Annotated in this window: 17 protein-coding genes; 14 read left to right on the top strand and 3 right to left on the bottom strand. The window is 71.4% G+C overall.

The window, feature by feature from the left end:
- The first annotated feature begins 9 nt into the window (after window positions 1-9).
- The 4 genes from AAH979_RS10055 to AAH979_RS10040 all read left to right on the top strand — a co-directional run bounded on the left by AAH979_RS10055 (window position 10) and on the right by AAH979_RS10040 (window position 3,792).
- On the top strand, window positions 10-183 hold the full coding sequence (locus AAH979_RS10055) for a hypothetical protein (RefSeq protein WP_346257795.1): 174 nt from the start codon (window positions 10-12) through the stop codon (window positions 181-183).
- 25 nt (window positions 184-208) lie between these two features.
- Entirely contained in the window at window positions 209-1,204 is a 996-nt protein-coding gene (locus tag AAH979_RS10050) for an alpha/beta hydrolase (protein WP_346257794.1), read from the top strand.
- Window positions 1,205-1,456: 252 nt separating this feature from the next.
- Window positions 1,457-2,374 (top strand): hypothetical protein, encoded by a 918-nt coding sequence (locus AAH979_RS10045; protein ID WP_346257793.1) that lies wholly within the window; start codon window positions 1,457-1,459, stop codon window positions 2,372-2,374.
- A gap of 188 nt (window positions 2,375-2,562) precedes the next feature.
- Window positions 2,563-3,792: an epoxide hydrolase family protein gene (locus AAH979_RS10040; RefSeq protein ID WP_346257792.1), complete on the top strand. Its 1,230-nt coding sequence runs from the start codon at window positions 2,563-2,565 to the stop codon at window positions 3,790-3,792.
- A gap of 68 nt (window positions 3,793-3,860) precedes the next feature.
- Here AAH979_RS10040 and AAH979_RS10035 read toward each other — a convergent pair whose 3' ends face one another.
- Window positions 3,861-4,805, bottom strand: coding sequence for an acyltransferase domain-containing protein (locus AAH979_RS10035; RefSeq protein WP_346257791.1), 945 nt, complete (start codon window positions 4,803-4,805; stop codon window positions 3,861-3,863).
- A gap of 204 nt (window positions 4,806-5,009) precedes the next feature.
- Window positions 5,010-6,314: a M20/M25/M40 family metallo-hydrolase gene (locus AAH979_RS10030; protein ID WP_346257790.1), complete on the bottom strand. Its 1,305-nt coding sequence runs from the start codon at window positions 6,312-6,314 to the stop codon at window positions 5,010-5,012.
- A 1,158-nt stretch (window positions 6,315-7,472) separates the two neighbouring features.
- Here AAH979_RS10030 and araA point away from each other — a divergent pair.
- From araA to AAH979_RS09980, 10 genes are all read left to right on the top strand, one after another.
- Window positions 7,473-8,975 (top strand): L-arabinose isomerase, encoded by a 1,503-nt coding sequence (araA, locus tag AAH979_RS10025; protein WP_346257789.1) that lies wholly within the window; start codon window positions 7,473-7,475, stop codon window positions 8,973-8,975.
- A gap of 61 nt (window positions 8,976-9,036) precedes the next feature.
- On the top strand, window positions 9,037-10,338 hold the full coding sequence (locus tag AAH979_RS10020; protein WP_346257788.1) for a sugar ABC transporter substrate-binding protein: 1,302 nt from the start codon (window positions 9,037-9,039) through the stop codon (window positions 10,336-10,338).
- A gap of 121 nt (window positions 10,339-10,459) precedes the next feature.
- Window positions 10,460-11,377, top strand: a complete 918-nt coding sequence (locus AAH979_RS10015) for a sugar ABC transporter permease (RefSeq protein WP_346257787.1) — start codon at window positions 10,460-10,462, stop codon at window positions 11,375-11,377.
- Window positions 11,378-11,381: 4 nt separating this feature from the next.
- Window positions 11,382-12,296 carry a carbohydrate ABC transporter permease gene (locus AAH979_RS10010; protein WP_346257786.1) on the top strand — a complete coding sequence of 305 codons (915 nt, stop codon included), beginning with the start codon at window positions 11,382-11,384 and terminating at the stop codon, window positions 12,294-12,296.
- Window positions 12,297-12,298: 2 nt separating this feature from the next.
- Entirely contained in the window at window positions 12,299-14,221 is a 1,923-nt protein-coding gene (locus tag AAH979_RS10005) for a beta-L-arabinofuranosidase domain-containing protein (RefSeq protein WP_346257785.1), read from the top strand.
- A gap of 30 nt (window positions 14,222-14,251) precedes the next feature.
- The gene (locus AAH979_RS10000; protein ID WP_346257784.1) at window positions 14,252-18,991 is read left to right on the top strand and encodes a discoidin domain-containing protein; all 4,740 of its coding nucleotides are present in this window, start codon (window positions 14,252-14,254) and stop codon (window positions 18,989-18,991) included.
- 135 nt (window positions 18,992-19,126) lie between these two features.
- Complete coding sequence (locus AAH979_RS09995) at window positions 19,127-22,252, top strand: family 43 glycosylhydrolase (RefSeq protein ID WP_346257815.1); 3,126 nt, start codon at window positions 19,127-19,129, stop codon at window positions 22,250-22,252.
- Between the two features lie 43 nt (window positions 22,253-22,295).
- Window positions 22,296-22,928, top strand: coding sequence for a hypothetical protein (locus AAH979_RS09990; protein WP_346257783.1), 633 nt, complete (start codon window positions 22,296-22,298; stop codon window positions 22,926-22,928).
- A gap of 62 nt (window positions 22,929-22,990) precedes the next feature.
- Window positions 22,991-24,064 carry a hypothetical protein gene (locus AAH979_RS09985; RefSeq protein WP_346257782.1) on the top strand — a complete coding sequence of 358 codons (1,074 nt, stop codon included), beginning with the start codon at window positions 22,991-22,993 and terminating at the stop codon, window positions 24,062-24,064.
- A 214-nt stretch (window positions 24,065-24,278) separates the two neighbouring features.
- Window positions 24,279-25,502, top strand: a complete 1,224-nt coding sequence (locus tag AAH979_RS09980) for a hypothetical protein (RefSeq protein WP_346257781.1) — start codon at window positions 24,279-24,281, stop codon at window positions 25,500-25,502.
- Between the two features lie 244 nt (window positions 25,503-25,746).
- Here AAH979_RS09980 and AAH979_RS09975 read toward each other — a convergent pair whose 3' ends face one another.
- Window positions 25,747-26,097, bottom strand: a complete 351-nt coding sequence (locus tag AAH979_RS09975; RefSeq protein WP_346257780.1) for a hypothetical protein — start codon at window positions 26,095-26,097, stop codon at window positions 25,747-25,749.
- Window positions 26,098-26,127: the final 30 nt, after the last annotated feature.

The raw sequence follows: 26,127 nt of genomic DNA, 5'->3' as shown, positions 1-26,127 counted from the left end.
GAATGAGAGGTGTGGCCGCCCATCCGCGTCGAGCCCGGTTTCCGGGCCACCATGACCGCCCGGCCCGGGAACGGCGACGAGGTGGTGGAGCTGCTGCTCGCCGCGCCGCCGCTGTCCAACGCCGCCGAGCAGCCACGGGGCCGACGTGCCATTCCTTGCTCGACCGTCTCCCCGGTCAGCTGACCGAGTTTCACTGAAGGGACCCACCGTGACACGTACCCGACCCGACACCGATCCCGAACTGCGCGCGTTGCTCGCCGACCTGCCGCTGAGGTCCGAGCTCAGTTCCGAGGTGCTCGCGCAACTGCGCCGGTTCCCGACGCCGCCGGTCGAGAGCCTCCTGGAAGGGCATGCGGTCGATCGGCGCGAGGTCACCATCCCGAGCCCGGACGGGGCGCAGATCCCGCTGTCCATCTTGACTCCCGCCGGCGCCGACCGTGCCGTGCCGGCGCCCTGCGTCTACTGGATCCACGGCGGGGGCATGGTCATGGGCGACCGGTTCTCGCAGCTCGACATCCCGCTGGACTGGCTCGACCGGTTCGGTGCCGTGGTGGTCTCGGTGGACCACCGGTTGGCGCCGGAGGCCACCGGCACGACCCTGGTCGACGACTGCTACCACGGCGTGCTCTGGGTCGCCGAGCACGCCGACGAGCTGGGCATCGACCCTGCCCGTATCGTCGTCGCGGGCATCAGTGCCGGAGGTGGCCTCGCCGCCGGGGTCACCCTGATGGCACGCGATCGAGGTACCCCGGCGATCGCCGCCCAGGTGCTGATCTGCCCCATGCTCGACCACCGCAACGACAGCACCTCCAGCCGCCAGTACGCCGGCGTGCCCGGACCCTGGACCCGGGAGATGAACCAGTTCGGCTGGCGGTCGGTACTCGGCGACCTCACCGACGGGGACGTGACCGGTTACGTCTCACCGGCGGTGGCCGACGACCTCTCGGGCCTGCCGACCAGCTACGTCGATGCCGGCACGGCCGAGGTCTTCCGCGACGAGGACGTCGAGTACGCCAGCCGGATCTGGGCGGCCGGCGGCCAGGCGGAACTGCACGTCTGGGCGGGTGGCTTCCACGGATTCGACGCCCTGTTCCCGACGGCGGGGGTGTCGGCCGCCGCGCGCCGAACCCGTACCGAGTGGCTTGCCCGGGTGCTCGGCCGGGCCTCCGACGCACCCGCGCCGACCCAGTACCGGCGTTCGTAGCTGTCCGAACTGGACGCCCACTCCGGGGTTGCCGCGACCGCCGTCGGTGTCGGCGCGGCCCCCGAGGTGGGCGCCGGCGTGCTTTTGGAGCCGTCGTGGCGGCACCGTTAGCCTGTGCAGACCGGCGGCCGAGCAGGGTGCCGACCCAGGTGACCCGGGCGGTGGACCGGCCCGGCCGAACCGACCACGGGGTTGGCGGGACCGGACGATGGGCAGCCGGCGCTACGGCGGGCCGGTTGAGGAGGCGAGGGTGTGACGGCAGGACCGTTCGGTCGGCTCACCGAGGCGATGCTGGGCGGCGTACGGTCTGCCCGTGACAAGGCCCGCGAGCTGCGCGACGAGTTCCGCACCAGCGACGAACCCGAGCGCCTGATCGTCGCGCCGCTGCTGCCCGGAGAGCAGCTCCGCTACGTCGGGCTCGCTCCGCTGGGTGCTCCAGAGACACATCGGGCCGGCAGCCAGATCGCCGACCGGATGGCCGGCGAGCTGGCCGAGGCGGTCGATCCGCGCGCGCTGTTCGGACTGCTGCACATCGTCAACCCGGCCGCCTGGTTGGACGCGGTGATGACGCCGGTCCGGCTCGCCTCGGGCATGCTGCTGCATCCGGCCGGGGCCGCCGCGGTCGCCGACGGTCTGCCCGAGCGGACGACGCCGGAGCCTGCACCGCGGCACCAGCCGCCGCACCGGGAACCGCCGCCGCACCGGGAGCCGCTGGCGTTGACCGACGAGCAGGAGGCTTTCCGGGCACTGTTCCGGTTGAGCCGGTACCGCCCACTGGCCGACCAGCTCGCCGAGATCGCCTACCGGCGTCGGTACGTCTTCAGCGGCGATCTCGGCACCCTCGCCGGCAGCCTGCTGCTCTTCCTCGACCGCTACACCGGCACCCCGCTCGCGGTGACCGACACGCACCTGCACCTGCTGCGGATGGGCCGCCGGCCCGACGAGGGTCGGCCTGACCGGCGCCAGCCCCGGCTGCTCTGGACCATGCCGCGTGCTCGGGTGGCCCGGATCGACTCCGAGGGTGGCCGGGCCCGGCTGCTGGGATTTCCGTCCACCATCGTCTTCGACGACGGCTCGTGGATCCGGACCGTCAACCCGGCGACCCGCGACGACCAGTCCCGGTTCCTCGCCGCGATCCGGGAGATCCCCGGCCACCGGCCGACGTCCTGAGTCGCCGAACTCCCGGACATCCGCGCTCCGCCCGGGTGGCGCCTGACGGGCGGGCGATCCGAGAGTTCGGCCGGACGGAGCTTCCCGTGCGCTTATGCTCGGACATGGGGAGCGAATCGCTCGGATCACCACAGTCCGGGCAGCTTCACCCAGGACGTCCCTCGTGTGGAATCTGCAAGGAGCCCCACATGCCCGGCACCTCGGATGGGGCGGCCGTCCGGCCGTTCACGGTCGAGATCCCCGACGCGGAACTCGACGCGCTGCGCGCGCGCATCGTGGCCACGCGCTGGCCGGAGAAGGAGACCGTGCCGGACCAGTCGCAGGGTACGCAGCTCGGCACGGTCCAGGAACTCGCCCGTTACTGGGCATCGGAGTACGACTGGCGTAGCTGTGAGGCGAGGCTGAACTCCCTGCCGCAGTTCATCACCGAGATCGACGGACTGGACATCCATTTCCTCCACGTCCGCTCCCGGCACGAGGACGCCCTGCCCCTGATCGTGACGCACGGGTGGCCGGGTTCGGTGGTCGAGCAACTGAAGATCATCGAGCCGTTGACCGATCCGACGGCACATGGCGGCAGCGCGTCGGACGCCTTCCATGTGGTGATCCCGTCGCTGCCCGGCTACGGGTTCTCGGGCCGGCCGACGACGCCCGGCTGGGGCCCCGACCGTATCGCCCGGGCCTGGGCGGAGCTGATGAACCGCCTCGGGTACTCGAGGTTCGTGGCACAGGGCGGCGACTGGGGTGCGATCATCGTGGACCTGATGGCCGTACAGGCGCCGCCGGGGCTGCTCGGCATCCACACCAACATGCCAGGTGTGGTCCCACCCGAGATCGACAAGCTGTTCCAGGGCGATATCACGGCGGCGAACAACGCGCTCGGTTCGCTGCCGCCCGATCTGTCGGACGACGAGAGGCGTGCGTGCGAGCAACTCGATTTCGTCTGGAAGCACGTCGGCTACGCCGTCATGATGGCGTCCCGCCCGCAGACCCTGACCGGGCTCGCGGACTCCCCGGTCGGTCTGGCGGCCTTCCTGCTCGATCACGACGCGCGCAGCCTGGAGCTGATCTCCCGGGCCTTCGCCGGAGAGCCCACGGGCCTGACCAGGGACGATGTCCTGGACAACATCACGCTCTACTGGTTGACGAACACGGCGATCTCCGCGGCCCGTCTCTACGCCGAGAACCCGTACTCGTTCTTCGCCGTCAAGGGCGTCGCCATCCCGGCCGCCGTGAGCGTCTTCCCCGACGAGCTCTACCAGGCTCCGAAGAGTTGGACGGAGCGGGCGTACCCGAAGCTCATCCACTACAACAGGCTCGACACGGGCGGGCACTTCGCGGCCTGGGAGCGGCCGGATCTGTTCGTGGCGGAGCTTCGGGCGGGCCTCCGGTCGCTTCGCCAGCCGATGGGTGCCTAGGCCGTGCCCTGTCGGTCATTGCCGGCCTGAGTCCGGCCCAGATGGTGGAACCCGGCTAGGGATGTGGCCTAGATAGGGAAGCGGCCGCGGCGGACCTGCCAGTGGCGGCCGGCCTTCAGGTGGTCGACGATCGCGCGCTGGAGCACGGTGCGGCGGGGTAGCTGGTCGAGCGGCGTGGTCAGGGTGCGGAACACGAACCGCAGCACCTCGACGTCGGCGTCCAGCCCTTCCGGCTCCTCGTAGGGCTCCAGCTCGAACCTCCGCTGGAACCGGACGATGTTGGAGTCCCCGGGCAGGTACTCCAGTAGCTGCGGGTCGAGCAGCCACGAGCCGCAGGAGAACGCCGTGTAGCGCTCGTCGGGAAAGTGGCGCGGGAAGAACACGCGAGCCTCGTCGAGCGATGCCGCGACCGCCGCCGGGGTCAACGGCCCCGACTCGGGGATGTGCAGGTCGATGGCGGTGCCGCCGCGCTGGTGCTGCAGCCGGCCCAGCTCGTAGAGGCCGCCGCGCGCGTGCAGCGTCAGCCAGCTCTGCATGACCGGCCAGCCCTCGCGGTGCATCCGCCGGTCGATCGCGAGGTTGCGGCCCAGGTCCGCGAGGGTCACCCACGACACGGCATCGGCGATGCCGTGGTCGCGGTGGTACCCCGTGACGACGTCGACCAGGGCCAGGTACGCGTACACGTAGAGATGCCGCCAGGCGGGCCCCCGTTCGCGCGGCAGCTCCGGACCGGGCGACAGCCAGCCGTGGCCCCCGAGATCGGCGCGGACCAGGGCGATCGAGCGGTCGAGCAGCCAGCGCAGCTCTGGAGTCCACAGTGGAGAGCCGGGATCGGGCCAGCCCGCCATGATCTCGGCGGCGTCGTCCGGCCGCACCGCGAGCCGGTCGAGGATCGCGGGCGCGTCGGCCTTGGCGGGCAGCGGAGCCGACGGCCGGTCACCGGCGAGCCGGTGCACGCGGTCGACGTCCTCGACGGGTACCCCGAGGCGGGCGGCGGTGTCGTCCAGATCCACCAGGACGATCCTACCGGCGGCGGGATCGCCCCTCCTGCTGCCCGTTCTCCGCGATCCCCGGAGACTACTCACCGCACTGACCGTGCGACACCACCGTCCACCGCTGCAGCTCTGGGCGTGCTCCCGATGGCGCCGACGACACCGGTACCAGGCCCGCCTCTGCCAGTACCGACGAGACGGCTACCCCTGGCGCCGCCGTTGGTACTAGGCGCGGGTGCGCCCGGCCAGCCAGCCGGCCATCGCGCGGACGCCGTACCCGATGGCCCGCTCGTCCGGGTCGAAGGTGCCGAAGTGCGGAGCGCTGGTCTCGACGCCGGCTCCGGGCGCCCGGACACCGAGGAAGGTGTAGGTGCCGGGTAGCCGGTCGAGAAACAACGCGAAGTCCTCACCGTTGAACGGAACCGGGGCGTGCAGGGTCCGCACCCGGGCGTGGCCGACGTTCTGGCGCAGGTAGCGCCGCAGTGCCAGGCCCTCCTGCTCGGGGCAGAGCATGGCCGGGAACGGGTCGTTCGGGAAGCTCACCGCCCCGCCGTACGGCCTCGCGAGCCGGCGGACCTGCTCACGGATCTCGGGGTACCGGTGCTCGGGCCAGCAGCGGTAGCGGATTTCGACCTCGGCCGGGCCCTCGGCGTCGGGCGCCGCTGCCCCCATGAAGACGAATTCGGCCAACGGCCCGTCCGGGGTGAGGATGTCCGCTACGAGCCGTTCGAGGTCCGCGGGCGTGGCGGGCGGAGTGACCGTACCGAGGGCGTTGATCTCGGCGGCGAGCCGCTGTGCCCGGGCCGTCGCGTCCGGGCCCGTCAGCGTCACGACGCCGCGGTCCTGGCCGGGGAGCCCGCACCCGGGAGTGACGACGAACTGGCCGACCGGGAAGGGGCCGCAATGCAGGGCATGGATCTCCGCCGGCCGGGCCTGGGCGAACACGCCGTCGTCGAGCATGGCGGCGGCACCGGCGAGCGCCTCCTCGGCGGGTTGGAAGACGAACACCACCGAGCCGGTGAGTCGGTTGCGCAGCAGTGCCAGAACCTCCGCGACGCCCACACCCACGGTGGTGTGCACGTCGTGTCCGCACAGGTGGGCCGGCAGCGTACCGCCGCCGAACTGGTCGCCCGGCGGTACCGCGTCCATGTCCGCCCGGTAGGCGACCGTCCGGCCGGGACGGGCACCGGTGAGGACGGCCACGACGCCGTGCCCGCCGACGCCGGTCCTGACGTCGAGGCCGGCCGCGCGAAGCCGCCGCGCGACCACGGCGGCGGTCCGCCGCTCCGTACCCGCCGTTTCGGGGTGCCGGTGGATGTCACGGCGCAACTCGACGAGGTCGCGGTCCAGCCGAGACGCCACGGCGTCCACCGACTTCCGGTCCACCGGCCGACGTGTCGAACCGCCGAGGCCGGGTGCCGGACCGTCGGCCCGCGCAGCCAGTGGTGGCGCCAGCCCGCTGCCCAGCAGAGCGGCGGCGCCACCGAGCACCGCGCGTCGACTGACGCGGAGCTTCTCCGAGTTCGACATGGTTCCTCCCAGAAGAGCGCGACTGCCACCCGGGCAGAAGTCGGTCGACAAAGTCTGTGCCGCGCGACCGTCCGGGCGCACTGAAGCTGGCCCCTCCCTTTGACCGAGGGGTACCCCTACCGCACACCTCTGAGCAGCGAGGACAGTCGAACGGGCCCGCGCGGCGGGCGTAGGCTCGGCGGCGGTCGGCGGCTGAGCCGGTGGCACGCGCCGACGTTCCGGTCCTTACCACCGAGAGCGGTGCCCGGGCGCCGACGGGGTCTTCGCCGGGGCGCGCGGGAGCGGCGCGGCGGGGGCGTGTCGAGGCCCTCCGCCCAGCCCGCAGGATGTTGATCTTCTTGGCCGCGATTCGTGGCGGCGTCACCGCTCCCTTTCCGGCCGCCCGACGGTGTGACCGTTCCGGCTACTCGTCGTGCGGGGGAGGGCCGAGGGTGGTTCCTGCCAAACGGCAGCGGCATTGAAACCCGGCCGAAAAGGCTTTCAGGTCGGGGCCGAGTAAGGAGCGGTGTCCGGGACCCAGTTTGTCGCCGCGGACCCGTGGGGGGTGCCGTCGCCGAGGAGGGAGCGTCGGATGGGTACCGAGCCGGAGGTCCCCGCGATGCGCATCGTCATCGAGCGGCCCGACTCCACCGCCCCCGTCGGCTGAGTCCCGGGCCGCATCTTCGCCGGACCCCGCCGGGTGGCGCCGCCCGGCCGGCGGCCCCGGAGAGAACGCCGCCCGGCCGGCGGCCCCGGGGAGCACGCCGCGGCTGATGTCCCCGGCTGAGCCCCGGCGCGAGCGCGGCCGCGACACGGGCGCGCCGACCGGGGGCCGATGTGCTCGGGGTGTCGCTCTCCTTCGGGCATCCCGAAAGCATTTCGGTAGGTGTCGACGGCCGGGCGCGGCGCTGTCGATCCTGGTCGATGATCCGTAGCCAGGCCCGAAATCCACTGTTGACACGACCGTAACCTGGCCACCAGAATCCTCCGAAAAGGTTTTCGGTGCGAGAGGGAGCCGGTGACCGTGACGACGACTCGGCGCCCCGGTGCGCCCCGGCGCGGAGCACCGCGTCCGGTTGGCCCGCGGCTGCTTCTGGCCGCCAGCGACCTTGACCGGCCCGATCCGCGCTACCGGAGCGGATCCGGCCGGCCGGGTGGAACGGAGTGACGCAGGTGGGCATGGCGAACGAACCGGCGGAGATCTGGTTCCTGACGGGAAGCCAGTCACTGTACGGCGAAGAGGTGCTCGAACAGGTCGCGGCACAGTCCCGCGAGGTGTGCCAGCGGCTCGCCGGCGGGCTGCGGGCACACCCTCGCCTCGTCTGGAAGCCGGTGCTGACCACCGCCGACGCGATCCGCCGGACGTGTCTGGACGCCACCGCCGACGATCGGGTGGTCGGTGTGGTCGCGTGGATGCACACGTTCTCGCCGGCGAAGATGTGGATCGCCGGTCTCTCCGCACTCGGCAAGCCGCTGCTGCACCTGCACACCCAGGCCAACCGGTCGCTGCCGTGGGCCGAGCTCGACATGGACTTCATGAACCTCAACCAGGCGGCACACGGTGACCGCGAGTTCGGGTACGTCCAGTCGCGGTTGGGGATGGCCCGCAAGACGGTCGCCGGCTTCGCCGGTGATCCGTCGGTGCACGACAGGGTCAGCGACTGGGCCCGTGCGGCGACCGGCGCTCGCGCGGCGCGGTCGCTGCGGATGGCCCGCTTCGGCGACAACATGCGGGACGTCGCCGTGACCGACGGTGACAAGGTGGGTGCCCAGGCGACCTTGGGTGTCTCCGTCAACGCCTACGGGGTCAACGCCCTCGTCGCCGCGGTCGACGAGGTCGCGGAGCCGGACGTCACCCGGCTCGTCGCCGACTACGAGGAGCGCTACGACGTCGTACCGGAGCTGCGGCGCGGCGGCGAGCGCCACGAGTCCCTGCGCTACGGCGCCCGGATCGAGCTGGGCCTTCGGCAGTTTCTCGAGGCCGGTGGCTTCGACGCGTTCACCACCAACTTCGAGGACCTGGGCGGCCTGCGGCAGCTTCCCGGACTCGCCGTGCAGAACCTGATGGCCGACGGCTACGGGTTCGGCGGCGAAGGCGACTGGAAGACGGCCGCATTGCTGCGCATCCTGAAGGTGGTCGCCGGTGACCGGCCGGGTGGGACCTCGTTCATGGAGGACTACACCTACCACTGGGGTCCCGGCGAGCCGAAGATCCTCGGCGCGCACATGCTCGAGGTCTGTCCCAGCATTGCCGCCACCCGGCCGAGCCTCGAAGTCCATCCGTTGTCGATCGGCGACCGGGAGGACCCGGTCCGGCTGGTCTTCACCGCCGCACCCGGTCCGGGGCTCGTCGTCGGCCTCGCCGACGTGGGCGGGCGGCTGCGGCTGACCGCCAACGAGATCGACCTGGTCGAGCCGGACGAGCCGCTGTCCCGGCTGCCGGTCGCCCGCGCGATCTGGGTTCCGCGTCCCGGCCTCGCCACCTCCGCCGAGTGCTGGCTGCTCGCCGGCGGCCCGCACCACACCGTGCTCAGTACGGCGGTCGGCGCGGAGGCCCTCGCCGACTTCGCCGACATGTCCGGTGTCGAACTGCTCATGATCGACGCCGCGACCGACTACCGGTCGTTCGCCAACCACCTGCGCTGGAACAGCGGCTACCACCGACTGGCGCAGCGGCTGTAGTCACCCGCTACCGCAACAACAGGGAGAACGGCGCACATCTCACACGAACCCGAGGAGAATCATGAAAAGAAGATCGGGCGGGCGGACCGTCCTGCGGTCGCTCGCCGGAGTCCTGGCGGCGACGCTGGTCCTCAGCACGGCGGCGTGCGGTGACGACGGCCCGGGCGACCAGGGCGGCGTGGCCGAGGCGGGCCCCACCGGAGTCGACGACGGCAGCGAGTTGACGCTCTGGACCCGGGCCCCGCTGGAGAAACAGGCGAAACTTCTGGTCGAGGCGTACAACGCCGGTCACCAGAACAAGGTGGAGCTGACCGTCGTCCCCAACGACGACTACGTCGCGAAGGTGGGCGCGGCGGCCGGCTCCGGCGGCCTGCCGGACCTCTTCGCCGCCGACATCGTGTACGTGCCGAACTGGGTCAACCAGGGTCTGTTCCAGGATCTCAGCACCAACATCGACGGTCTCGGCTTCAAGGACTCCATCAACAAGGGCCACCTCTCGGCCGGTACCCGGGACGGCAAGGCGCACGTGCTGCCCTTCGTACTCGACCTGTCGATGCTGTTCTGGAACAAGCAACTGTTCAAGGACGCCGGGCTGGACCCGGAGAAGGCACCGGCGAGCCTGGAGGAGTACGCCGCGGCCGCGAAGGCCGTCCAGGCCGCGAAGAAGCCCGGCGTCTACGGCACGGCGGCCGGCCTGAACTGCGGCGGTTGCCTGCTCTTCACCTGGTTCCCGGCCATCTGGGCCGGCGGCGGCGAGGTACTCAGCGAGGACGGCACCGAGGCCAGGCTGGCCGACGAGACCGCGCAGAAGGTGTACAGCGTCTGGGCCGACCTGTGGAAGTCCGGCGCCGTCCTGCCGGCCTCGGCCGGCGAGACCGGACCGACCTGGACGGCGGCCTTCACCGAAGGCAAGGTCGGGCTGATGTTCTACCCGGCGACGCTGCTGTCGTCGACGCCGTTCGACGTCGGTGTCGCCGGCATCCCCGGTCCGGGCGGTGGCGCCTCGACCTTCGTCGGCGGCGACGGCATCGGCGTCTCGAAGGACTCCAAGAAGGCCGCGCAGGCCTGGAACTTCCTGAGCTGGATGATGTCCGAGGAAGCCCAGGTGGAGGTGCTGGCCAAGAACAAGGACGTGGTGTCCCGCTCCGACCTGGCCAACAACAAGTACGCCGCCCAGGACCCCCGCCTGGTCACCATCAACCAGGTCGCCGGCAAGGGCGACACCCCGGTCGCGCTCAACTTCCAGCAGGCGTTCAACGCACCGGGCAGCCCCTGGCTGACCCTGGTACGCAACCAGGTGCTCAACGGCAGCGGCGACCTCCAGAAGGACAACAAGGAAATCACCGCGGTACTCCAGCAATAGACAGGGTCGCCGCAGGCGTATGCCGGCCCAGCCGCCGCTGTGCGGACCCGGCATACGCCCGCCGCGCGGCACCGCAACGCGTCGCCGGTCCGGCCCGTCGCCGATCGAACGAGGAGTTGTCATGAACGTCAGCGCACCGGCACGCCCACCCGGCGCGGCGCCGCGGAGCCGGGTCCGCCCCAGCCGGCGGCAGGCCCTACTCGGTTGGATCTACGCCACGCCGACCGCGGCATTCGTCGCGGCGCTGTTCGTGCTGCCGCTGCTGCTCGTGGTCAAGATGTCGGTGTCGCGATGGCCGCTGCTCAGCGGCGACCAGGGTCTCAACGCGCCGGACAACTTCACCAAGGCGGTCAACCACCGCTTCTTCACCGACTCGGTGGTCTTCACCATCAAGTACACGGTGATCGCGACCGTGCTGCTGCTGGCCCTCGGCCTGGGGATGGCCCTGCTGGTGCAGGAGTCCAGCCGGTGGAACAACCTGCTCCGGGCGTCCTTCCTGGTGCCCAGCGCGCTCGGGCTCGCCTCGGCGTCGCTGCTGTTCTACGTGCTCTACTCGCCGTACGCGAGCCCGCTGGCGCCGGTGGTGGAGCGCCTCGGCATCACCTTCCTCGGCTCGCCGAACGCGGCGCTCTTCTCGACGGTGTTTCTCATCGTCTGGCGCTACGCCGGCTTCTACATGGTGCTCATGCTGGTCGGGCTACAGAGCATCCCGGCGGATGTCTTCGAGGCGGCACGTTCGGACGGGGCCACCCGCTGGCAGACCTTCCGGAGCGTCACCCTGCCGCTGCTCCGCCCGACGCTGGCGCTGACCACCGTGCTCTGCGTGACCGGCTCCCTGCTCGCCTTCGAGCAGTTCTACATCCTCACCAAGGGCGGCCCGGACAACAGCACCATCACGGTGGTCCAGCTCATCTACATGATCGCGTTTCAGGGACAGAACGACCTCGGCGTCGCGGCGGCGCTCTCGGTCATCGTGCTGGCGGCCCTGGTCCTCATCAACGCGCTGCAACTGCGCGCCTTCCGGTCCGAGGAGAACTGACCCCATGACCGTGGACTCCAGCCCCACCCGGGCCGCCGTCGCCGGACCGCCCCGGCCAGCGGAGAAGGTGCCGACCAGGCCGAGGCCGCGCGGCCTCACCATCGCCGGTGTCGCGTACCGGACGCCCTACTGGGTCTTCACCGGAGCCGTGGCGGTGATCTTCCTTTTCCCGCTGGTGTGGACCGCCGTCGCCTCGGTCTCCCCGCAGGCGGGCACCAACCAGGTGACCGGATGGGGCTTCGGCAACTACACGACCCTCGCCGACTACCAGGCCGGGATCTGGCGCTACCTCGCCAACTCGGCGTTCGTCTCCCTGCTGACGGTCGTCCTCACGCTGCTGATCTCGCTGCTCGGCGGGTACGCCTTCGCGCGGTTCCGCTTCCCCGGCCGGAACGTCCTGTTCCTGCTCACCCTGGCCATCCTGATGGTCCCGTACGCGACCCTGCTCATCCCGCTCTACGTCCTGCTCAACGAGGTCGGGCTACAGAACTCGCTGGTCGGTGTCGCGCTGGTGCTCACCATGTTCCAGTTGCCGTTCTCCACCTTCCTGATGCGGATCTCCTTCGAGGCGGTGCCGCGCGAACTCGACGAGGCGGCGAAGGTCGACGGCTGCTCCTCGTTCAGTGCGCTGTGCCGGGTGCTCGTCCCCGCGGTCAAGCCGGGCCTGATCACGGTGGGACTCTTCGCGTTCCTCGCCGCCTGGAACGACTTCATGGCGCCGCTGATCCTGATCAACGACTCCGAGCGGATGACGCTGCCGCTCGCCGTCTCCAACCTCCGCGGCCAGGTGCAGGGTGTCGTCGACTACGGCGCGACGGAAGCCGGCGTCGTCGTCCTCGCGCTGCCGTGCGTCGTGCTGTTCCTGCTGCTCCAACGACACTACGTGCGCGGCTTCATGTCCGGCGCACTGAAGGGATGACCATGGCATCCAGCGCCTCCACGGCGGCCCCTGTCCTGCCGAGCCGCGGGCGGCTCCGGCCGCTCGGACTGGACGAGGTCCGCATCACCGGCGGCTTCTGGGCCGAACGTCAATCCGTCAACGCGGCGGCCAGTCTCGAACACATCGCGCACTGGCTCGAACGGGAGGGCTGGATCCGCAACTTCGACCTGGTGGCCACCGGCGGCGACCTGGCCGGGCAGCGCCGGGGGCGCGAGTTCTCCGACTCGGAGGTCTACAAGTTCCTGGAGGCGATGGCCTGGGAGGTCGGCCGGACCGGCGACCCCGGAGTGGAGGCGAGGTTCCGGGCCGTCGTGCACCGGGTGGCCCGGGCGCAGGACGCCGACGGCTACCTCAACACCAGGTTCGGCCATGCCGGCCAGCCACCGCGCTGGTCCGACCTGCAATGGGGCCACGAACTCTACTGCGTCGGCCATCTCCTCCAGGCGGCCGTGGCGCGGGCCCGTACCCGGCCGGACGCGGACGACGGGCTGGTGGCGGTCGCCCGGCGGGCCGCCGACAACGTCTGCGAGACCTTCGGGCCGGACGGCATCGACGGCCTCTGCGGGCACCCGGAGATCGAGCCCGCGCTGGTGGAGTTCGCCCGGGTCACCGGCGACGACCGCTACCTGGACCAGGCGGCGCTCTTCGTCGAACGGCGCGGCCACGGCCGGCTGGGCGACGTGGAGTGGCGTCGGGAGTACTTCCAGGACGAGACCCCGGTACGCCAGGCGACGGTGCTGCGCGGGCACGCGGTACGGGCGAACTACCTCGCCGCCGGTGCCGTCGACGTCGCCACCGAGACGGACGACCCCGGCCTGCTCAAGGCGGTACGCGACCAGTGGCGGACCGCGGTGGCGCGGCGCACGTACGTCACCGGTGGGCAGGGCTCCCGGCACCAGGACGAGGCGTTCGGCGAGGACTGGGTGTTGCCGCCCGACCGCGCCTACTCGGAGACCTGTGCCGGGGTCGGGTCGGTGATGCTGGCCTGGCGGCTGCTGCTGGCCTGCGGCGACTCCGGGTACGCCGACCTGATCGAGCGGACGCTCTTCAACGTGGTGTCGACGTCACCGGCGGCCGACGGCCGGAGCTTCTTCTACACGAACACCCTGCACCGCCGGGAGCCCGGCACCGTCCCGGACGACGACCGGCCGAGCATCCGGGCCGCCGCCGCGCAGCGGGCGCCCTGGTACGAGGTGTCGTGCTGCCCGACCAACGTGGCACGTACCCTGGCCAGCCTCGCCGGGTACGTCGCCAGCACCGACGACGAGGGCCTGCAGATCCACCAGTACCTGCCCGGGACGATCGTGCAGCGCCCGGCGGACGGACTGGAGCGGCGGATCACCGTCAGCACCGGCTACCCCGCCGACGGAGAGATCCGGGTGCGGATCGACGGTGACGACGACAGCCCCTGGACGCTGTCGCTGCGGGTGCCGGGCTGGGCGGAACAGGGCGGCACGCTGACCGTGGGCGCGGACACCCGGCCGGTGCGCCCCGGCTACGCCACCGAGCGCCGGGTGTGGCGGGCCGGCGACGAGGTGGTGCTGAAGCTGCCCATGGCGCCCCGGTTCACGTACCCGGATCCGCGCATCGACGCGGTACGCGGCTGCGTCGCCGTGCAGCGCGGCCCGCTGGTGTACGCGGTCGAGTCGGTGGACCTGCCGGGGGGCGGGAGCGTCGACGAACTCCGGGTCGACCTCAGCCGGCCACCCACGCTGGCCGGCGGCCGGGTCGTGGTGCACTGCCGGCGCCTCGACCCGCCGGACCGGGACTGGCCCTACCACGGGGACGGGGTCGGGCCGGCGGGCGCGGCGGAGCGGGAGCCCGTCGAGGTTCCGCTGGTCGCGTACCACGCCTGGGCCAACCGCGGGCCCTCCACCATGCGGGTCTGGATCCCGACGAGCTGACTTTCCCACCCCCACCACCAGGAGGATCGGATGAGCAATAGACGCACCAGGAGGGCGCCCACCTGGGCGGCTCTCGCCGCGCTCGTGGCGGGCGGGGTGGTCGGGCTGCCCTCACCCGCGCACGCCGCGCCCCCGGTCCTGCCGGGCAACGAGGGCGACGTGGGCGTCTACACCGACGGGCAGCACCACGTCATGGAGATCGGAGACCCGGTCTACACAGGCGTCGCCGAGGTGGCTGAGCAGCTCAAGCCGGGCGTGCCGTTCACCGCGTCGAGCATGTACCAGTCGATCTTCGACAAGGATCTCGCGGCCGGCGGCACGGACTACTACCTCGACCGGGTGCTGGGGGTGCGCGGCACGCTCGGCTCGGCGGTGCTGATGACCCGGGGCCGCTCGCTCTACCTGCGCGGTGCCAGCAACAACAACTTCACCGTGATGGGCTTCGCCGGCAACACCTTCGTCGGCGGCCCCAACAACCTGGGCAACCTCTACACCGTCACGGTGCCCGGGCAGACGGTCACCGAGATCGGCGCCGACCGGTTCAACGCACCGAGCCACGCCAAGGGCCGCTACACGATCGGCAGCACCGGAGTCACGGCCGACCTGACGAAGTTCATCACCTACGACAACGTCGCGGTCACCGCGATCGACCTGCGTAACCCGGGTGCGGAGGCGGCGACCTTCACCGTCCGGGCCGCGTCGCCGCTGGCGACCGAGGCCGGCGAGGGGAACGCCGAACTCACCGGCACCCGCACCATCACCAGCGGCGCCAACAACGGCCTCGTCGACACCGCCTGGAACACCGTCCGGATCGGCCTCACCGGCGCCGGCTTCACCCGCAGCGGCAGCAACCTGGACCGGGAGGTCACCGTGCCGGCCGGCGGCCGGGTCTCGCTCTCCGTCGTCGGCGCGGTCTCCTCGGCGACCCTGCCGGAAACCGTCGAGAGCTACCGGCAGTACGCCGAGATGCCCGCAGGCGAGGCGGTCCGGACCGGCATCACCGACTTCAACCGGCGCTGGGCGCAGGACGTCCCGTACGTCGACGTCCCCGATCCGGCCCTGGAGAAGGCGATCGTCTACCGGTGGTGGGGCGAGCGCTACAACAGCCTGGACGCCAACGCCCCCGGCCACGTCTACCAGTACCCGACGACGATCGAGGGGGTGAACCTCTACCAGAACTCGGTGGCGCTGACCCAGCCGATGCACCTCCAGGACACCAAGTGGCTGCGTACGCCCTACCTGCCGTACGGCCAGATCCTCAACATCGGCGAACTCTCCGGCTCCTCGGCGTTCCTGGACAGCCCCGGTCACACGAGCTGGAACAACCACTACTCGCAGTACCTCGGCACCGCCGGGCTGGAGGCGTACAACGTGCACGGCGGCGGCCGGGAGATCGCCCGGAAGTTCGCCGACTACTTCGCGGGCGACGGCGTCGGGCAGCTCGAACACTACGACGGCAACGACGACAAGCTGATCGCCTACGACACCAACTACATGCCGGGCAACGACGCCGACGCGATCTCATTCGGCTTCCCCAAGGCCAACGCCGGGGCACCCGGGGCACGCACGATCGAGCGCCCCGAGTCGGCGTACGTCTGGGGCGCCTTCGACGCGGCCCGGCAGCTCCACCAGATCGCCGGCAGCGACCAGGCCAAGGTCGACGAGATGGCCACCAGCGCGAACGCGATCCGGGAGGCGATCCTGAACCGGTTGTGGAGCCCGGACATGCGGATGTTCCTGGCCGGCACGTCACACGGCGCCACCAGCGCGGCCAGCTCCAACGGCAAGCCCAACCCGCTGCCCGAGTCGGCCCGCACGCTGATCCCGGCGAAGGAGTCGAACCTCTACGACGTCTACGCCGAGAACCTCATCCCGTTCGACCAGTGGCAGAAGTACGTCGACGGGTACCGCTTCCTCACCTACGGCGACAACTTCCCGATCTTCCCGTTCTACACCGCCAACCAGTACGACCGGACGGCCTACGGGATCGGCGGCTCCAACAACTTCTCGAACATCAACTTCACTGTGCAATATCGCGGGGTCCGCTCGGCGTTGCGGCACTACGACCCGGAGCAGAAGTACATCACCCCGGAGTACGCCAAGCGGTTGCTGGACTGGATGGCCTGGAGCATCTACCCGGGCGCGGACGTCCGGGCGCCGAACCAGGCCGAGTACTACTCCAACTGGAACCCGACGACGAAGACCTACAACCGGAACAACCCGAACCACGTGATGCTCGGGAACATGAGCTACATCTTCGTCGAGGACATGGCGGGGCTCCAGCCGCGCTCCGACGACAAGATCGAGCTGTGGCCGATCCGGTTCGGTTACGACCACTTCATGGTCAACAATCTGCGTTACCACGGGCAGGACGTCACCATCGTCTGGGACCCGGACGGCACGAAGTACGGCCTGGGCGCCGGTTACAGCCTCTTCCTGAACGGCGAGAAGAAGGTCAGCACCGACCGGATCGGCAAGCTGACCTATGACCCGGGCACCAACCAGGTGCAGGCCGAGGCGGGCCTGACCGTCACCTTCACCGCCGCCACCGGGACCGACTTCCCGAGCGCGGTGGAGACTCCGGTGCAGGACGACCGGGTCGTCGGGTACCTCAAGACGGCCGGCATCGACCTCACCGAGGACGCCCCGAACCTGGCGCCCGGCGCCGAGCTGCGCTCCTCGTACACCCAGCAGGGCGTCCGGCCGACCCCGTGGCGGCAGTTCCACACGCCCGGCTGGAGCAGTACCTCGATGAACCACACGCCGGGGGCGATAAAGGAGACCGAGCGGCCGGTGTCGCTGGCCGCCGTGACCGACGGCGTCACCGCGAACGAGCCGTACTGGGGCAACTACGGCAGCACCGAGAAGAACGGCTTCGTCGAACTCGACCTGGGGTCGGCGAAGTCCTTCGACAACGTGAAGGTGTTCTTCGTCAGCGACCGGCAGGCCGGCGGCTACCGCGAGCCGGCGCGCTGGTGGATCCAGGTGCCGGACGGCAACGGCGGCTGGCGGGAGGTGCCGGGCCAGTTCAAGAACCCGACCGTACCCTCGGCGAAGTTCAACGAGGCGCTCTTCGAGACCGTGACCTCGGACAAGCTGCGCATCGCCTTCACCAACAACCCGACCTTCTTCACCGCGATCTCCGAGATCCAGGTCTTCGACTCCGGGCGGGACGTGCCGGACGTGGCCAACCAGGCGCCGGCGGTCACCGCCAGCCGGGACGGCTCGGCGGACGGGAACCTCTCCACCCGGCTGGTCGGCACGGCCTCCGACGACGGCATCCCGTACGACGAGGAGCTGCGCTTCGGCTGGGAGACCGTCTCGGCGCCGCCGGGCGCGGGGGTGATCTTCGCCGACGCGTCGGCGCTGGCGACCCGGGTCACCGGCACGGTCGCGGGTGACTACGTGTTCCGGTTCTTCGCCGACGACGGCGAGAAGCGGTCGGAGGCGACCGTGGCGGTGACCCTCGCCGAGCGGGAGGTCACCGCGGAGTTCGGCTCCTCGGCGACGATCACCACCAGTGGCACCACCTCGTGGGAGAACCACCAGCGGGTGAACGAGGCCACCACACCGGCGAACTCGAACCCGGGGGCCGGGAACGGCTGGGGCACCTGGAACCTGCCGCAGAACGGCACCAGCCCGGAGCGGGAGGCGTGGATCCAGTACCGGTGGACCTCGCCGGTGCGGCTGTCGTCGACCGACATCTACTGGTACGACGACAACGGCGGCACCCGCCGGCCCACCGCCACCACGTACGCGGTCGAGTCCTCCACCGACGGCACCACCTGGACCCCGGTCACCCTCACCAACGGGTCCACGTACGCCGACGCGCTGGCCACCAACACCTACAACCACCTCGACTTCGCGCCGATCACCACCAGCCAGTTGCGGATCCGCATCTGGGGCGTCCAGGGCAGCGGGGCCGGCACCGGGGTGCTGCGCTGGCGTGCCAACGGCGAGACGGTCGAGTCGGTGCGGTCGCCGGTGCTGATCCGGACCACGGTGGGTCAGGTGCCGACCCTGCCGAGCGAACTCGACGGGATCTACGCCAGCGGCGCCCGGGGCAAGGTCGGGTTCGGTTGGCAGGAGATCACTCCGGAGATGGTCGCCGAGACCAACGTCGAGCCGTTCGTGGTCTACGGCACGAACGACGCGTACGGGCTGATCGCCGAGGCCCGCATCTACGTGCGGCCGGAGACCGCCCCGGACGGCATCTCGATCCAGGGTGCCGAGACGTTCCAGCAGAGCGTCGAGCTGGGCGAACTGCCCTACCTGCCGGAGCGGGTGGAGGTCTCCTACAACGACGGTTCCCGGGACAACCAGGCCATCGGCGTCGACTGGGACTTCGACGAGAGCATCGTCGACACCCCCGGCCGGTACACCGTGGTCGGAAATCTGGTCCTGCCCGACTACGTCAGCGAGGCCGGCACCACCCGGACCACCCTGACCCTGACCGTGGGCGACCCGCCGGAGGAGCCGGCGTGGGACGTCCGGGTGCAGACCCGTACCCAGTGCATCGGCCGCAACGCCTATGTCTCGGTCAACGCGGTCAACGCCGAGGCGGTGCCGCTGACGATCGAGCTGGTCACGCCGTACGGGTCGCGCACGGTCGCCGAGGTGGCCCCGGGCAAGGCCGCCTACCAGGCGTTCAATACCCGGGTGGCGGCGGTGCAGGCCGGGACCGCGACGGTGAAGGCCACCGGAACCGTCGACGGCCAGCCGGTGACGGCGCAGCTCACCGCGCCCTACGGCGCACTCAACTGCGGCTAGCCCGCCGGGGTGGCGGCGCCGCTGTGGCGCCGCCGCCCCGCCTGCCCCCGAAAGCAGCCCTCGCCGCAGAAAGAGGAGATCGACACCGTGAACACCACCGTGGGGCGCGGCGCCGCTCCAGCACACCCCCGACCGATGCGCCGGTTCCGCAGCACGGTCGCCGCGGTGGTGGTCGCCGGGCTCCTCGCCGGCAGCCTGGTCGGCGCGCCGGCCCACGCCGCTGAGCCGAACACCGACACCGACACCTTCACCAACACCGGCAACCCGATCCTCGGCGACGGCAGCTACTACTCGGCCGACCCCGCCCCGCTGGTGGTGCCGGCCGGTGCACCCGGCAACTCCACCGGCCGGGACGAGCTGTACATCTACACCGGTCACGACGAGGCCGGGCCGTCCACCAACGACTTCATCATGAACGAGTGGGGCGCGTTCCGGACCACCGACGTCGGGGCGGGGCAGTGGACCCACTACCCGTCGCTGATGCGGCCGGAGCAGGTCTTCGACTGGGCGACACCGGGCCGGGCGTACGCCGGCCAGGTGGTCCGGGGCGTCGATGGCCGCTACTACTGGTACGTCCCGATCCACGAGCGGGACAGCCCGGCGGCCGACAAGTTCGCCATCGGGGTGGCCGTCTCGGCGAGCCCGACCGGCCCGTGGACCGACCACGCCGGCGGACCGATCATCTCCCAGCGGGTCCCCACGGCCAACACCATCCACAACATCGACCCGACGATCCTGATCGACGGCCAGGCCCCCGACCAGCGGGTGTACGTCTACTGGGGCTCGTTCGGCCAGCTCCGGATGCTGGAACTCCAGCAGGACATGAAGACCCCGGTCGGCACCCCGAGTGCCGTCACCGGCCTGACCGGCTTCTTCGAGGCGCCCTGGATCTTCCAGCGCGGCGGCACCTACTACTTCGCGTACGCCGGGAACAACGCCGGACCGACCTCGCCGTGCACCCCGGCGAACTACCACGCCTGCATCGGTTACGCGACGGCGTCGTCGCCGACGGGGCCGTGGACCTATCGGGGCACGATCCTCCGGCCGGTCTCCTCGACCACGAGCCACCCGGGCATCCTGGAGTTCGACGGCCAGTGGTACCTGGCGTACCACACCGCCGACGCGGTGGGCGGCGGCCACTTCCGCCGGTCAGTGGCGATCGACCGGCTGGAGTGGGACGACACCCAGACCCCGCCCCGGATGAAGCCGGTCACGCCGACACCGGTCCGGGGACGTGACCTGACACCCCGGCCGAACATCGCACAGGAGGCGAGGGTCACCGTCTCCAACGAACCCGTCCCCACGCAGTACTGGGTGAAGGCGCTCAACGACGAGATCGTCCGGTCGAACCCGCTGCCGCCGGACATGTGGGGGACCTGGACCGGCAACAACCCGCCCCAGCAGTGGGTGCAGTACACCTGGGACCAGCCGATGCGGATCGCCGGTTCGCAGATCGAGTTCTGGAACGACCAGCCGCAGGGCAGCGGGGTGGGTGTCGCCGCGCCGGCCCGCTGGCGCATCCAGTACTGGGACCTCGCGGCCGGGCAGTGGGCCGAGGTGCCGAACCCGAGCGGCTACCCGACCGGTACGCAGGGCTTCCAGGACACCAGCTTCGACCCGGTGACCACCACACAGCTCCGGGCCACCTTCGACGCGTCGACCAACGGCAGCAGCTATTCGGCGGTGGCGGTGGAGGAGTGGAAGGTGCTCGCCGCGCAGCCGGAGTCCGTCACCGCGCCGCCGATGACGGTCGAGGTCGGCGAGGCCGAACTGCCCGGCACCCTGCCGGTGCCATTCGGCGCCGAGACGCTGCGGGTGCCGGTCTTCTGGGACCCGGTCACCCCGGAGCAGGTCGCCCGGCCCGGCACGTTCACCGTCCAGGGCAGCGTGCTCGGCTACGCGGCCGGCCGGGTCTCCGGGCAGGTCACCGTTATTTCGCCGGACGACACCGAGGGCGACGAGACCGCGCCGACCCTGACCCTCACCCCGAGCGGCAGCGCCGGCACCGCCGGCTGGTACCGGTCCGCGGTGCGGGTGCGGGCCGCCGGGGCCGACGACCGTGGCGGCCGGCTGACCATCGAGTCCCGGGTCGACGACGGTGAGCCGAGCATCGCCACCGAGGTACGCCAGGTCGACGTCACGGTCTCCGGCGACGGCCAGCACACCGTCACGGCCACCGCGACCGACCGGGCCGGCAACGTCTCCGCCCCGGCGGACCTCGCCGTACGGATCGACGCGACGGCACCGGTCAGCACGGCCACCCTGGACGGGGCCACCCGGAGGGTCACGGTGACCGCCAGCGACGCCACCTCCGGGGTCGCCCGGGTCGAGTACGCCGTCGACACCGGGGCCTGGGCCCCCTACACCGGCCCGATCGCGGCTCCGGACGCGAACCGGCACACCGTCTCGTTCCGGGCGCTCGACGCGGCCGGAAACCTGGAGACCGCCCGGAGCGTCAGCATCCCGGCCGACCTGTCCGGGCCGCTCACCGGCAACATCGGGCCGGTCGGCACCCCGACCGCCTCCTACACGGCGGGCTGGAACAGCGTCACCGCGCTCAACGACAACGCCGACCCGCAGAACCCGGCCCAGGCACAGCTCTGGGGCACCTGGTCCGGCACCCGCCCGGCGACCCAGTGGGTGCAGTACGACTGGGCCCGGCCGGTGCGGATCACCGGTACCGAGCTGAAGTTCTGGCGGGACGCCAACCAGGGCAGCGGTGACGGCGTCGCCGAGCCCGACGGCTGGGTGTTGCAGTACTGGGACGAGGCCGGCCCGGCCTGGCGCGACGTCATCGGCGCGTCCGGTTACGGCACCAGCACCACCGCGTTCAACACGGTCACCTTCGACCCGGTCAGCACGCCCCGGCTCCGGGCCACGGTCCGGGCCAACGGCAACGGCAGCACCTACTCCGCGGTCGCGATCACGGAATGGCGGGTCTTTGCCGACGATCCGGGCGTACGGCCCGAGGTGCCGGTCACCGTCACCGTCGCGCCGCGCTGCCTGGCCGGCCGGGCGTACGTCGCCGTGCAGGCCCGCAACGACCACGACGCGCCGGTGACCGTCGTGCTGGAGACCGCGTACGGCGAGCGGTCCGTCCCGGACGTCGCGCCCGGGGCCAACGCCTACCAGTCGTTCGCCACCCGGGCGGCCTCGGTCGGGGCCGGCCCGGTGACCGTGCGCGCCACCGGGACGGTGGACGGCAAGGAGGTGACCACCGTCCACCCCGCCGAACACCCGGCCATCACCTGCACCGACTGATCTCCGCCATCCCCACCAACCACCAAGAACAACGGAGACTCTGATGAGCACATCGAATCGCAGCCGGCTGGTCGCGGCCGGCGCGGCCAGTGTCGTGCTGGCCGGGACCATGGCGCTGTCGTCGCCGGCCATGGCCGAGCCCGGCGACAGTGCCGACGTCGAGGTGACGGTCGAGATCGAGGAGATCGAGGAACCGGGCGTACTCGCCCTGTCGATCGCCGCCGACTCGGTCGCGCTCGCCGAGGACGGCTCGACCCTGCTGGTCCGCCAGTTCGTCGGTACCCTGCCGACGGTGACGGTCTCCGACACCCGTACCCCGGAGGAGGTGCCCGACGGCGCCGCCTGGGCCGTACTCGGCAGCGCCACCGATTTCGTCGGCAGCGCCGGCCAGGCACCGATCAGTGCCGGCCACTTCGGCTGGAAGCCGCGGCTGCTCGACGGCGGCGAGACGGGTCAGGTCAGCGAGGGCGAGGAGGTGGTGACCGTACTCGACGAGCCGACCCAGCCCGGCAACAACGTCGGCCTGGTCGACCAGGAGCTGCTGGTGTCGACGTTCGACTCCGGGGCGGTCACCGGCGACTCGTACTCCGTCGACGCCGACCTGTACCTGCGCACCCCGGTGGACGTCGCCGCCGGCGAGTACGCCTCGACGTTGACCCTGTCCCTGTTCGAATAGCCGCACGGGTGGGCGCCGTAACCACCCGGCTCCCACCACACCCCGCCGCGAAGGACTCCGCCATGATCCGTTCGTTGTCGCGGCTGCTCGCCGTGCTGGCCGTACTGCTCGGCACCGTGCCGTTCGCGCCCGCCGATGCCGGGGCGGAGCCGACCGGGCCGGCGCTCACCTGGGCGGTGCAGCCGGCCGACCCACACGGTCCGGACGGCCGCCGGTGGATCGAGCACACCCTCGACCCCGGCCAGGTGGTGACCGAGCACCTGGCGGTGCGGAACTTCAGCGATGCCCCCGTGGTCTTCGCGCTGAAGGCGGCCGACGGCTACCTCACCGACAAGGGACGCTTCAACATGCTCCCCTCCCACCGCCCGTCGGTGGACGGCGGCACCTGGATCGGGGTGCAGGGGCAGGTCACCGTCGGGGCCAAGGCGACGAAGGTGGTGCCGTTCACCGTCACCGTGCCGCGGGACGCCACGCCCGGCGACCACCCGGCCGGGATCGCGGCGACGGTCACCAGCACCGGGGGGACGGTAGCGGTGGAGAGCCGGGTCGGGTTCCGGGTCATGATGCGGGTCAGCGGCACGGTCGCGGCGAGCCTGGCGATCGACGACCTCACCGCCAGCTACCGGCACTCGTGGAATCCCTTGTCGGCCGGCACCGTCCGGGTCAGGTACACCACGACGAACGACGGCAACGTCGCGGTGACCGGTACCAGCCGGGTGACCACCGGCGAGCTGTTCGGCCTGCTCGACCACGGTACCCGGGCCGACGCCGAGGAGATGCTGCCGGGCGGCGGCCGCCAGGTCGAGGTACGGGTCGGCGGAGTCTGGGCGCTGGGACCCCTGCGTACCAGCGTCGAGGTCACCCCGGCCGTCCTCGGCGGCCCCCCGACCGGCGCGCAGCTCCGGCCCGCCTCGGCAACCGTGACGGTCTGGACCCTGCCCTGGCCGCACCTGGTCCTCGCCGCCGCCCTCGGAGCCGTCGCCCTCGCCTTTCGGATCGTCCTGCGGCGACGCCGGCGGCGGCTCGCGGAACTCCTCGCCCGCGCCCGGGACGAGGGCCGGGCAGAGGGCCGGGACTCCGCGCTCGTCGGCGCTCCGGGCAAGGAGTCCGGCAACCCGACGTCGGCGGCCGGCTGACCGGCAGCCCTTCCCGGGTACCCACTCGTCGTCCGGGACCTCCCGCCCGGAGGCCGCCGGGACCCCACGGCAGCGTGCCGGCGCGGCGGGCTGGGTGTCCGTGTCCAATGTTGTCCAACGGTGTCCGGGCAGACCTCTCGGCCCGGCCGCGCGCGGCTACCTTGTCGAATCGAGGTACCCGCATGTATCGCGCCGGTCCAGGGAGGATGTGCCGATGAAATCGAGAGCCGGGATGGCAGTGGCGGCCGCGGTGGTGCTCGGTCTGGTGTCGACGTCCGGGCAACCGGCGCCGGTCTTCGCCGCGCCGGGCGGAGTGCGACCGAATCCGGTCGGGACGATCCGGCAGGACGAGGCCCAGGCCCTGGCGGCGGACCTGGCGACGCTGGCGCGGGAGCGGGGGTGGACGGTGGCCCAGGCCCGCGCCCGACACGAGCTGGCGGAGCGGGTACGCCCGCTGCACCGGGCGATGGCGACCCGACTGCCCGACACGTACGTCGGCGGGGTTCTGCCCGACGTACCGGGGGAGGCGCCCACGTTCCTGGTCAAGGGGAAGGCCCCGGAGTCCGTCCGGGCCATGGTGGCCGCCTCCGGGCTCCGGATCAGGATCGTCGACGGCCAGCCGTACTCGGCCCGGGAACTCGCCGACCGGTCCAGGGCGGTGCACGGGCACCTCAAGGCGATGGGACACACCTCCGTCACCACCGCCGCCGACATCCGGTCCGGGCAGGTGAAGGCCACCGTCACGGCCAAGCCGGGGGGCGACCTCCGGGCCACCACGGTCGCCGCGACGCTGCCGGCGGCGTTGCGGACCGGGCTGGACCTCGACGTCGTCGAGGGTCCCGCCAACCTCCGGCACACGAGCCTCTTCGGCGGTCTCGCCACCACCCGGCCCGGTGCCGGACTGCTCTGCACCACCGGATTCTCGGTGAGCCCGGGGGGATTCGTCGGCGTGACGACCGCCGCGCACTGCAACAACAGCCAGGCGGTCCACAACGGTGCCCGCCATCCCCTCAACCTCTTCGACGAACATCTTGGAGACTTCGGGGACGTCGAATGGTCGACGACCTCCGGGGTACCCGTGACGGACGACTTCGTCGGCGGCTCCACCGAGATCCGGGACGTGACGGGCGTCCGGGCCCTCGCGGACATGATGATCGGTGACCAGGCGTGCGTCTTCGGCCAGAGCACCGGCCTGCGCCGTTGCTCCCTGATCGCCGACCTGGACGTGTCGATCACCGACCGGCGGGGCACCTCGCACCGGCAGGTGGCGGTGCAGGACAACCTCGCGCAGGTCGGCGACAGCGGCGGCCCCTGGTTCGTCGGCACCGTGGCGTACGGCACCCATGTCGGCAACGCCCAGGTGGACGGTGACACGGTCTCGGCCTTCAGCGTCGCCGACCTCTTCGACGAGGCCCTTGGCGTGGAGGTCATGAGGTAGCGGACGCCGCCAGGTCACGCCCGGGCGCTGCCGTCGAATCGTCGGGGGCCGGACGCCCCGCCGCCCGAGCTCGTAACCGACTTGTCTCATCACCCAGCCCCCGGCACCCCGGTCCAGCGGTGTCGGGCGGCGGGAACCGTTGCAGCGGTGACCGTCCGCGAGACCCCTGGCCTCCCCTGCCGGGGGTCGCTGCGTTTCCGACCAAGCCAGACGACCGCCGCCGAGCCATGCCGGGCTTCCTGGTTCAGTGCTCGCCGGCCGCCGGGTCGTCGTGGGCCTGCATCTCGCGCAGCGCCTCGTCGGCCGCAATGACTTCCTGGTACCACTGCCGGTGCACCTTGTACGTGCGGTCGAGCTCGATTTTGTAGTACATCCCGGTCGGCTTGCCGAACCAGAAGTCGCGCGGAAGGCGCTGTACCTCGCCACGGCCCACGATGAGGATCGCGCGGTCGGTGACCACGAACGTCTCCGCCGGTACCGTGAAGATCCCCGAACCGGTCACCGTGACGAATCCCGTCTGGATCTGCTCGCCGGACTCCAGATGCGGCGCCGCCCGGGTGGCGATCATCTTGACCCGTCGTTCCTTGTAGCCCACGGCTTTCCTCCGATACCAGACGCGTCCGGG

The organism is Plantactinospora sp. ZYX-F-223 (genome assembly GCF_039649625.1).
In the GTDB taxonomy this organism is placed as follows: domain Bacteria; phylum Actinomycetota; class Actinomycetes; order Mycobacteriales; family Micromonosporaceae; genus Plantactinospora.
The sequence above is the reverse complement of the archived record's forward strand: the minus strand, read 5'-3'. Positions and strand labels throughout refer to the sequence as shown.

Bases quoted from the DNA above. Each gene is read 5' to 3' on its own strand.
- AAH979_RS09985 (WP_346257782.1), top strand. From the start codon at position 22,991: ATGATCCGTTCGTTGTCGCGGCTGCTCGCCGTGCTGGCCGTACTGCTC.
- araA (WP_346257789.1), top strand. From the start codon at position 7,473: ATGGCGAACGAACCGGCGGAGATCTGGTTCCTGACGGGAAGCCAGTCA.
- AAH979_RS10030 (WP_346257790.1), bottom strand. From the start codon at position 6,314: ATGTCGAACTCGGAGAAGCTCCGCGTCAGTCGACGCGCGGTGCTCGGT.
- AAH979_RS10040 (WP_346257792.1), top strand. From the start codon at position 2,563: ATGCCCGGCACCTCGGATGGGGCGGCCGTCCGGCCGTTCACGGTCGAG.
- AAH979_RS10000 (WP_346257784.1), top strand. From the start codon at position 14,252: ATGAGCAATAGACGCACCAGGAGGGCGCCCACCTGGGCGGCTCTCGCC.
- AAH979_RS09980 (WP_346257781.1), top strand. From the start codon at position 24,279: ATGAAATCGAGAGCCGGGATGGCAGTGGCGGCCGCGGTGGTGCTCGGT.
- AAH979_RS09990 (WP_346257783.1), top strand. From the start codon at position 22,296: ATGAGCACATCGAATCGCAGCCGGCTGGTCGCGGCCGGCGCGGCCAGT.
- AAH979_RS10005 (WP_346257785.1), top strand. From the start codon at position 12,299: ATGGCATCCAGCGCCTCCACGGCGGCCCCTGTCCTGCCGAGCCGCGGG.
- AAH979_RS10015 (WP_346257787.1), top strand. From the start codon at position 10,460: ATGAACGTCAGCGCACCGGCACGCCCACCCGGCGCGGCGCCGCGGAGC.
- AAH979_RS10020 (WP_346257788.1), top strand. From the start codon at position 9,037: ATGAAAAGAAGATCGGGCGGGCGGACCGTCCTGCGGTCGCTCGCCGGA.
- AAH979_RS09995 (WP_346257815.1), top strand. From the start codon at position 19,127: ATGCGCCGGTTCCGCAGCACGGTCGCCGCGGTGGTGGTCGCCGGGCTC.
- AAH979_RS10010 (WP_346257786.1), top strand. From the start codon at position 11,382: ATGACCGTGGACTCCAGCCCCACCCGGGCCGCCGTCGCCGGACCGCCC.